The organism is Pseudomonas citronellolis (genome assembly GCF_029335315.1).
Lineage (GTDB): Bacteria > Pseudomonadota > Gammaproteobacteria > Pseudomonadales > Pseudomonadaceae > Pseudomonas > Pseudomonas citronellolis_A.
Genome location: NZ_JARJLT010000018.1, coordinates 1 through 9,779, shown reverse-complemented (window position 1 = coordinate 9,779; position 9,779 = coordinate 1). Strand labels below are relative to the sequence as shown.

General features: G+C 60.3%; 8 protein-coding genes and 1 pseudogene. All 9 read right to left on the bottom strand.

Features of this window, described 5'->3' with window-relative positions; genetic code table 11:
• A partial coding sequence (locus tag P3W75_RS00945) for an ImcF-related family protein (protein ID WP_276225491.1) occupies positions 1-1,955 on the bottom strand: 1,955 nt, incomplete at its 3' end.
• Positions 1,952-3,118 carry a hypothetical protein gene (locus P3W75_RS00940; protein ID WP_276225490.1) on the bottom strand — a complete coding sequence of 389 codons (1,167 nt, stop codon included), beginning with the start codon at positions 3,116-3,118 and terminating at the stop codon, positions 1,952-1,954. The genes P3W75_RS00945 and P3W75_RS00940, both read right to left, overlap by 4 nt.
• A 3-nt stretch (positions 3,119-3,121) precedes the next feature.
• Positions 3,122-3,388: a PAAR domain-containing protein gene (locus P3W75_RS00935; protein ID WP_276225489.1), complete on the bottom strand. Its 267-nt coding sequence runs from the start codon at positions 3,386-3,388 to the stop codon at positions 3,122-3,124.
• A 52-nt stretch (positions 3,389-3,440) separates the two neighbouring features.
• Positions 3,441-4,106, bottom strand: coding sequence for a hypothetical protein (locus P3W75_RS00930; protein ID WP_276225488.1), 666 nt, complete (start codon positions 4,104-4,106; stop codon positions 3,441-3,443).
• On the bottom strand, positions 4,103-4,828 hold the full coding sequence (locus tag P3W75_RS00925) for a hypothetical protein (protein WP_276225487.1): 726 nt from the start codon (positions 4,826-4,828) through the stop codon (positions 4,103-4,105). The genes P3W75_RS00930 and P3W75_RS00925 overlap by 4 nt, the downstream gene beginning before the upstream one ends.
• A gap of 20 nt (positions 4,829-4,848) precedes the next feature.
• Positions 4,849-5,631: a hypothetical protein gene (locus P3W75_RS00920; RefSeq protein WP_276225486.1), complete on the bottom strand. Its 783-nt coding sequence runs from the start codon at positions 5,629-5,631 to the stop codon at positions 4,849-4,851.
• A gap of 78 nt (positions 5,632-5,709) precedes the next feature.
• Positions 5,710-7,875 carry a lipase family protein gene (locus tag P3W75_RS00915; protein WP_276225485.1) on the bottom strand — a complete coding sequence of 722 codons (2,166 nt, stop codon included), beginning with the start codon at positions 7,873-7,875 and terminating at the stop codon, positions 5,710-5,712.
• A 40-nt stretch (positions 7,876-7,915) separates the two neighbouring features.
• Complete coding sequence (locus P3W75_RS00910; RefSeq protein WP_276225484.1) at positions 7,916-8,689, bottom strand: hypothetical protein; 774 nt, start codon at positions 8,687-8,689, stop codon at positions 7,916-7,918.
• Between the two features lie 730 nt (positions 8,690-9,419).
• A pseudogene (locus P3W75_RS00905) lies at positions 9,420-9,779 on the bottom strand (type VI secretion system Vgr family protein); the annotation flags it as partial.

Genomic DNA, 9,779 nt, shown 5'->3' with positions numbered 1-9,779 from the left:
CTGTCGAGGCTGCTGCGCTGATCGCTGAGCACCCAGTCGATCTCCTCGCGACGCGCCTCGGCGACTTCGTCGATGGCCTTGCGCACCTGCCCTTCCCAGGCCTGGCGGGTGAACACGCCAGGAACCGTGTTGGGGGTATCGAACAGCATCGACGCGTCGGTTTCGCCGATCATCTCCATCAGGCTCATGGCGGCGTAGTCGTTACTCGCCCGTTCGAGTACCTGCTGGTAGAGATTGGCCACGCCATTGCGTTGCCCCAGTTGCCCCAGCAGCACCTGCCGGGCCCGGGCCACGACGGTGGCGTCGCTATCGATGCGCCACTCGGGATGCGTGGCGAGATGCTGCGCGTAGAAGGCCCGGAGACTGGGCGCCAGCGCCTGCCAGAGCCCTGGAGATACGCCGGGTGGAGCCGAGTGGCCGGTGCTCAGTACCTTGGCCAGGAAAGCAGCATCGGCCCTTTCCGGGCGCGCCATCATCAGATAGGCCTTGAGCTGCGCATGGGCCGCCTCGGCACGGCTCGCCCGCTCAGGGGCGCCCGGCGGCAACGCGGCCAGCTCGACCAGTTGCGCCTCCAGTTCCCCCGCCGCTACATCGCGCAGCAGGCGATTGTTGGCCTGCGCGTAGCGCGGCCACAGCGCCGCCAACAGCGCATCGTTCTGGCTCAGGCCCAGACGCTGATACCAAGGCACGCCATGCTCGCGCTGGTAGTCCAGCCGCGACAACTCGCGGGTCAGTTCGTTGAGCGCGCTCAGCTGCGCATCCGCGTCGCCGGGTTGGGCGAGGGTCGCCAGCGCGGTTTCCACCGTGGCGATCTGGCTGCGGTTGCTGGCGAATGACAGCAGCACAGCCAGAGCGCATACACCCGCAAGAATCAGCGCACCAGCATAGGCGGCGCGCCCCCAGGACCAGCCAAGGCTACGGCCAGGGGCTTGTCTGTCCGCCAGTACGGCTGCCCAGCTTGCCGGCGGCCACCACGCATTCGGAGCGCCAGTGGAGACTTTGGGCAGCCGAAGGCTGAAGAACAGTCCGCGCAACGGCAAGGTACGAGTGAACTGGGCCAGGAAGGGTGCCAATGCCTCGCGCCACTGGGTAATTCCCTTGCGCTCGAGATCACGAGAGAGGCGCAGGAGGAAGTCGTGCTTGCGATCCTTCTCCAGTTGGCCCATACCCTGCTCGCGCAGTGGCTGGAGCAACCGGCACAGGGAGGTTTCGATCTGTTCACCGGTGACCTTGGGTGGCAACAGGCAACCTACCGGCTGCTCGTCGCGCCCGAGCTGTTCCCATTCGCTGCCACGCACCTGCCACAGATACAGCGGCGCCTGCCGGCGTAGCGCCCGGCATAGATCCCGCAGCTGACGTACTCCGGCGCTCAGCGTGGTGACGTCATTGACCTGCGCCTCGTTCAGCGCCCAGACGATTCCATCCAATGGCCGCGAGCGGCGCAGCGATTTCGCCAATCCAGCCACATCGGTTTGCCATTCACCCTTCAGCGAATCACCGCACAGCAGCACACAATCTTGCCCTTCAAGCCAGCGCTGATCGCTCAGCCCCGGCGCCACGGCCTCGATCTGGTCCTTCTCGCCCACCACCAGCAACACGCGGACCTTGCGTCTCCAGAAGAAGCCGTACTGCGCATTCAGGTGCCGGGGCAATTCTTCCCTTGGATTGCGTCGTTTGCTGGAGGGAGGCAGCGAACCGTCAGCTTCGGGCAACACGCCAGTCGCCATCCCCTGCTCACGGTGCTGCTGACGTTTGACATAGGCCAACAGCCAGGGGGTCGAGCGGCCAACGAGGACGATGACGGTCACCAGAAGGAATGCGAGCACCTTGTCGCGGTCCTCCACCAACCCCACACGATCGCCATAACGCCAGATCAACCCTCCAACAACCGCCAGCGCCACCGCGATCAGCATCGCTCCCCCGGCACGGCGCCACGGGTTGCTATAAGTCTTCATGCCAACTCTCCTGTGGCGACAGTGCCGATCCAGCGCTGCGAAGGCTCCTCGCTGAGCACCACCAGTGCTTGCTGTAGATGGCGGCTCAGCTCCAGGCCGAGGGCGGCGAGCAGCCAACTGCTGAACGGCCCGGGCAGGCCGCACAGTGACTCCTGGATCCGCTGCTGACCGACCTGGAAGTTCGCGCCATGGGCCCCCCCCACCGACAGGGCGGCCCCGATCACGGCTTGCCATTGCTCGCTGTCAGCCAGGATTCCCGTGGCCCGTCGCGCCGCCGATTGGGTTTGCAGAAAGAGCGGTAGCTCAGCGTCCAACTGATCCACGTCCAACGGCATCGGCCGCAGCAGACGGCCATGTACCGGCAATTCCCGCTCGATCGCCACGCTATCCGGGCACAGCAGCAGCGCCGCAAGCCCATCGGAATAGGCGTCCTTGCCGTTGATTTGCATGACCACCAGCAGATCGACCGCCGTACCGGGTGACTTCAGGCAGCTTTCAACCCACTGCAGCGACAGTTCATCCACCAGGGTCGGCGCCACCTGCGAATACCGAGGTGCCGCCTTCGACCAGACGCGCTGCCAGGCGGCGCACAAAGCATCACGATGGTTTTCCTCCACGTCGCTCAGCACCGTGACCTGCAGCACCTGCTCACCCGGCAGCGCCGCCAGGGCCGGAATCACCCCTCGCAACAACTGCTCCAGCGCCCCTTTCATCCGCTCGTCGCCAGCCGCCGGCAGCGTGTCGATCCGCCGGGCCTCGCCGGATCGGCGTGGCGCGCCAGCCGCCGCTTCCTGGGCAATCACTGCGGCGGACACCTTGTCCGGCAGCAGCACGCAACTGGACTGCACCGCGAGATTGCGTTGCGCCCACTCGCCCCAGGCGCCTTCGGCCTCGGCCGCCTGATCCTCGAGGAACCGAAAATGGTTGAGCGCCCCACCGTAGACATAGGCACGCACACCGAAGGCCAGCGCCCACAGCAACAATGGCGCGGCGGCCAGCATCCAGACGTTGAGGTTGCCCAGTTCCGGCACGCGCCCGGACACCGCCAGCACGAACAGAGCGATACCGGCGAGCAATGCCAGCAGGGCCGCCCCCAACCACCGGGTCATCGACAGCGGCTCGGGAGGCCCGACAACTTCCGGCGGACGACGCTTCCACGCCATGGCCTAGATCACCGAACAGTCGGGGGCGCTGGAAATCACCTGGCAGCCACAAACACTGCGACAGCCATCGACCACCAGCGCGCGGCCATTCTCGGACCAGTCCGCGCAGCCCTCGACGATCGCATTCACGCCGTGCCCCGGGATAGGACAACTGACCAGATCGCCCACCAGAGCAACCAGTTTGCCGTTCACTTCCTGGGTGGAGCTGGCACTGATAACCTGGCCACCATGGGTGGTTCTATCACCAAGCAAAACAAATCCGCGAGACATGTAAACCTCTTCCCTCAGCTAGAAATCCATAAGTTTTGTATAACGAGGCACGTCATATTTCAGGCTTCACCTCAAGCAGGAAAGGTTCAAATATGCTGTCCACTTTTTCATGTTCATGACCAATAATGTCGTAAGACCACGGATCAAAATTCATAATAAGCACAGTATCTACAGCCTCCCCCCGGGCAATGCGCTTCTTGTAGAACATCGACGACCGATCGTTAAAATCGGCCCCATATTCAGAAGGAAGCACACTGACAAACTCGTTCTGCGTATCGTTATGAAGCTCCAAAAGAACAAGACCTTTCGTGTAATTTCGAGGGAAGCTCCTGAGCCACTCGTCGTTGACCATCAAGCCAACCCCCATCCCCCGGCGAGACTCTCCCCGGTATATGGATAGCGCCTCCGTGCTCCGACCATCCCCACCAATACGTACAGGCACCCAGAAACTTATACAGCGCTCGCCGTCGAACCTGATGACCCTCAGGTCTTTCACCCCGGCGACCTTTTCTATATCCGCCAGGGCAGCACTCATATAGGCCATGTTGCTATCTGCCAGAACAATGTGAGCATAGGAATCTCGAGGTGTCTCGCTCACGATATCGCTTAACGCAACCTTCGGATAATTGCCAGCGCAACCGAAAAGGCACAAACATATAAAGGACAGAAACAGCGAACGAAGTAGTAGAAAGCTACGTAGACAAAGCACAGTATTCATGGCTGTTTATCCAACCCCGCACGAATGGCTTCCAGTTTCTTCACATCGGGGTGCCAGCTGTCGGCCGGCTCTTTGCTGCCATCGGGATAAAGGATGGTTGTCTCGCCGTTGCTGTCCCGGCTCATGCGCGCCACGAAGTGGCGCTGGACCTGCGGCTCGAACGCCAGACGCTCCGCCGCTGGCGCCCGGGCGTAACTGGCGCCGCTGGAGACGAAGTTGATCACTGCGCTGCCCGAGCCCGCGCCGCTCACGTAGGGGTAGTAGTCGGGGCGCAGCAGTACGTCCTTGCGCGTGCGGATGGCTTCGGGCAATGCATCATTGCCTTCGGCCTCGCGGTCGACGTTGAAGGTGGCGGTCACGTCCTGGCGCACCCTGCCGGCCAGGTCCAGCTTACCCGCCCGCCAGTACTTGACACCCACGTCGACGTAAACCAGCCGCCAGTGGCAGAGGCTGCCACCGTCCAGGTCCAGCCTTGCCTGGTAGAGGTCGCTGTCGCCCTGGCGCTCCGGCTTGACCTTGAGCACTTCGGAGCCGTAGGTATTGAAGGGACCATACTGCGGCGGGAAGCAGCGGTCCGACAGGTACTGGCCCTCGATGGCCTTGACCGAGGCGCCCTCGGGCACCTTGATCGTCACCGTCACCTGCGGGCCGCCCGGTGGGGGCGCCAGGTCATAGCGCGAGCTGCACGCCGCCAGGCTCACGGCAAGGCCGAGTCCGACCATGCACGACAGCGGCCGCGCGCTCATTTCGCACCGCCCAGCCGAAGGGCCTGTAGCTTCCTGAAATCCGGTTTGCTCTTGCCATCGGCGACCACACTGCCGTCGGGGTAGGTGAAGCGGGTGTAGTTTCCCTCTCGCTTGACCTTGGGGCCCTCCGAATAGACCACATAGTCCCTATGCAGCGCCGGTTCGAAAATCACCTGCCGGGCTTGCTTCGCCACGTAGGTCAGGAAGATATCTCCGTCGCTGACCAACCATGCCTGTCTTTCATGACGGATAAGAAATTGTTCATCTATCCAGGGGTAGTAATCCTTACTAATCTCCAGATCACCCCCAACTTCTTTCGGTCGGTGCATTGATCGCCGCTGCGGTAGATGGTTATCAAAAATCACGATTACCCCTCCCCCACCGCCGGCCTGGATATTGGCGCCAAAGCGCGCCGTATTCGCATAGCGCACGCCAAAGGTCACGTTGCTCAGCTGCCACTGACAACCGCCACCGCCGTCTACCGCCAGTTCGGCGACGTACAGGTCGGTCGCGCCCTGGCGCAACGGCTGCACTTCGATGGCGTGGTAGCCGTCTTCCTCGTAGCTGGTCCAGTCCGCGCCAGAGCGCTTCACCGGGCACTTGGCCGAGCGGTACATCGCCCGTAGCGGGTCCGCAGCCAGGTCCTGCGGCACCTTGATGCTGAAGTGCACCTGGGCGCCGCCCGCCGGCGGCTCCAGCAGCTCGCGCTGTTGCGCGCAGCCGCCCAGGCAGGCCAGCATCAGCAGGGCGGCCAGGGAGCCGGGTAGGGTTCTGGCCATGGCAGACCTCCTCATGGCGGATGTCGGGTGGTTGGGGCGCGGGGTTGCAGATAGCGGCAGTCCGTTCGTCGACATGGCTCAACTCGGCTCCTGTGTCACGGGCTCATCGCGAGGAACGCCGCCCACCGGGCCGTAGGGGCGTTGCGGCATCACCTCGACCATTTCGGCCAACTCACGCTCACGGCCAAAACGCGCCAGGGCTTCAGCTCCACCCTCCAGCTGGCGGGTCACCGGCAGGGCCATGCTCGGCAGCAGTGCCTCCAGGTCGAGAAACGCCTGGGTCCGCACCCGCTCCGCCTCGGGAATGCGCCTGTCCTTCAGGTATTCCTTGAACTTCACCCGTGCGGCGACGCGCACCGGGGTTTGTTTCGGCGCGCACAGCTCCAGCAACTGGTTGTGCAGGAAGGGCAGGTAGCAGCCGATCATCGAATGGTCGAACGGATTGGTGCCCTTGTTGCTGCGCTCGGGGTTGGTGTGCCGCGGGAAGTAGTACTCCAGGCTTTCCCGGGTGAGCGAGCCGACATACTCCCGTTGTCCCGCCTCGGCGGCACGGATAGCGTCCTCGCCCAGGCTGGGCACCACGAAAATGGAGTTGCTCGCCCCATCCAGGGGTTTGATCCGCAGGTTATGCGGCGGCGCACCCAAGCCATCCTTGCTGCCACGGGCCATGGAGCCGCCGCTATAAGGCAATGCCATGTGCAGGTCAGCGCGATAGCTCATGGCCAGCTTGCCGTGGTGCCAGTAAGGGTCGCCAAAGCTCAGGAGCTTGCTGGCCAACAGCTGGGGAGCCGACCAGATGTAGCCCAGGTCCTCGCCCAGCGGACCGAGCGCGTCGTACAACCAGTTATCCAGCTCGGCCTCGGGCGGCACGCTGGTGATGGTGTCGGCATTGTTGACGTGGCGGAAGTGGGTGATATGGCGCAGGTTGTGCACCGCCTTCTGGGTGAAGGTACGCGGCATGCCGTAGGTGTAGAGCACGGGGTAAGCATCCTTCAGCTCCGCTGAATGGATTAAGGCAAGTGCCCCGCCTAGGCTGTGGCCGCAAACGAATAGACGCTTTCCGGCTTCGAGACCGACTGTGATTTCGTTAAAGCGCTCAGGGAACAGCTTTTTGGCTACCTCGAACGCTTTCAGGAAGCCATCGTGCACATTGCCGACCACCGCCAACTCAGAGGCCCCGGCCTCCGACTTCCGATCACTGCCATCCGCGGCGCGGGGCCGGTACTGGAGGTCGGTAAACCAGTCCTTCGGTTCCTGGGTGCCGCGCCAGGCCACCACCAGCTCCTTGGCATTGCTGAAGTAGAACAGCTGGGTGTTCTCGATCACCATCCGCGGAATGTTCGCTGCGGCCCGCGGCAGCTTGCCCACGGTGGTATCCAGCATCACCGCGGTGGTGTAACGCTCGGCGAAGGGCACATCCACCACCACCGCCGGCAGGCGAGACCCCTTGGCATCATGCATCAGCGGTGTTCGCGAAAGGTCCAGGCACTGGCGGAAGAAGAACTCGTCCACCGAGCCGCGCAGGGTGGTGGCGTCGATCTCGGCATCCGGGAATTTCCGCTGCTGGTCCTGGGCGATATTGTTGTACGCCAGGTTGGCCATCAGCCCCAGGTTGTAGGCGGTGACCAAGCTGTAGTCCGGCTGGTGGTGCAGCACCAGCTTCCAGGCGCGGAAGGGGCAGATTTCCAGCACATGGCGACGGTTCAGGGACTTGCTGTCCACGGTAAAGCCGCTGAAATTTGGATCAGGGAAGTGGAAAGCGGGTAACTTGTCACCTTTCCATTTGTGCTCCAGCTTCGGTAGGCGGTCGCACAACTGCCCGATGCGCAGGTAGCGATAAGCATGCCCCTCAGCCCGCGCCTGCTGTTCGATTGGGGAAAAGCCTACAGGTGGCGGCTCGTACAGATACGGCGGCAGAGGCAGTGCAGGGTGTTCGGCGCGCTCCGCACGCAAGCGACGAGCTTGCAGCACCTTGGCCAGCGGGTCGGCCTTCAGCAATAAAGTCACAGCCAGCTTGTGCAGGCCTTCCAGACGGATGATGCCCTGGGCATCGCTCTGGCCCTCGAACTCCGGCACCAAGCCACAACCCGTCGCTTCGTTGATTGCCCGGTAGGGTTGGTTAGCCAGAGGGACATTGCGCTCATCGAGCAACTGGAACTCCAGCCAGAAAGGCTTTTGCGGCGTTGAGAACTGGACATCTCTGGTGGCGCAAATGGTATCGGTGCGAAGAGAGTACTCGGACATGGTGAATCATCCCTGAGCTTACTAGGAGGGCCAAATAGATTTAATTTCCACCAATTTTTCTGCTAATCTCACTCAATCGATCTAGGTCTGGCTCGTCACGACTGGCCTCTCTTGTGCCATCGGGATAAATTATTTCAGAGATTCCCCCTGAAACTTTTGCCCCAAGTGTTCTTACCACTTCCTTATGGATTCTTGGAGAGAAGTATATCTCGCGCGCACTTTTCGCCTTGTAGGTGTAAACGCTTTTTCCACTTAGAAGTATCAAAGTTTTTTTATGCCCAAGGATAAAGCTCTCAAAAACCCATGGATAATATTCATTACCGATCTCTACATCCCCATTTACATCCTTGGCCCCATACATATCTCGTTCTTGCGGTAGATTGCTGTCAAAAATAACAATAACCCTTCCCCCATATCCATATTTTACGCCCCCCCCAAACTGCGCCGTATTCTCGTAATGCACGCCAAAGGTCACATTACTCAAGTTCCACTGGCAGGCCCCGCCACCACTGCGGTCCAGCTTCGCTATATATAAATCGCTTTGCCCCTGGCGCTGCGGCACCACCTCGATGGGGTAGTAGCCGTCTTCCTCATAACTCGTCCAATCCGCACCGGAACGTTTTATCGGACACTTCTGCGAACGGTACATCACCCGCATGGTGTCCGCCGCCAGGTCCTGGGGCACTTTCACGGTTACCGTCACTTGCTCACCGCCGGCTGGAGGGGAGAACTCCTGGGCTTTATTATCGGCACAACCCACCAGGCCGAGCATGGCCAAGTGACCGCAAAACACTCCAATAATCCGGATTTTCAATTCTTCTTTCCTTGTCAGTCGGTAGGGGCTGGGACCGCTTTTCAAATCCTTGAGCGGCGGAGCCGAGAAGTGCGTAGAGGCGCCCGTCAACCCCTTGCGCAGCGCGGCTTTACGGTATTTCCACTCTCACCGCATCGATACTGAAAAGAGGCAAGTTTTCCGTCACGCATGACAGGGGGAAATATAAGAATAATTTTCTGGACAAACATTCTAAGGTGCTCTCTCATGCTCTTTCTCATCGCACGGCGGAGTGATTTCACCCCCATCAGAAAGCCTGAAATACTGAAGGTATTGACGGGAGCCATCTCCGCCCTCAGAAATGCAGAAAACACTCCTGTAACTATCTCTCGGCTGCGCAGCGCTATTTATTGCAAAAACATAGGTTCGGTTAACTTGTAATTTCAAGGCCGGAACTCTGGCCTGATACGCCGGACTCTCATATCCATCGAGTTCAACCCCATATCTAATACACCTTCCTGGAGCCAGCACCAATGGGCGCCCACCCTCCTTTACGACCAACCCCCAGGAAGCAGACCCATAGCTTTCAGAAAGGGTTATCCAGCCGACAGGAAAGTCTTCACTGACATCATCAGGCAAACAGAGTGCTGGCATTCCTTCAATTGAAACAATCTTTCCGGTCTCAAGACGCCCAAACGAGGCTGCACCGGCACAGCCTGAAATCAAGGATAGAACTGCTAAAACCCATAAGACCCTCATACATTCACCCTGCTTACCTGGGAAGATTTAGCCGACCCTTCGGATCACTCAAAAGATCTTTGATTGTAGAAGCAAGCAGAGCCGGATCCTTTGTGGCGTTCGCATAACTCCAGACACCAGCGGGCTTATTCTCTATACAGATCATATAGTAATCAGAGACAATCTCTCCCTGCTGCTCCATGTTGTAATCAGAAAACTTCCCGCCAGACTTCAAGTCATACTCATACGCCTTAGCCCCACGGCTAGTCACCCATAAAGCTTGCCATTTAACCGAATAACCAAGCTGCCATTGCCATACATGAGTCAGCTCATGCATAAACAATGCTCTATCTCTTGGCTCTTCCGTCCCGGAAAAATCATCTCGGTAGTAATT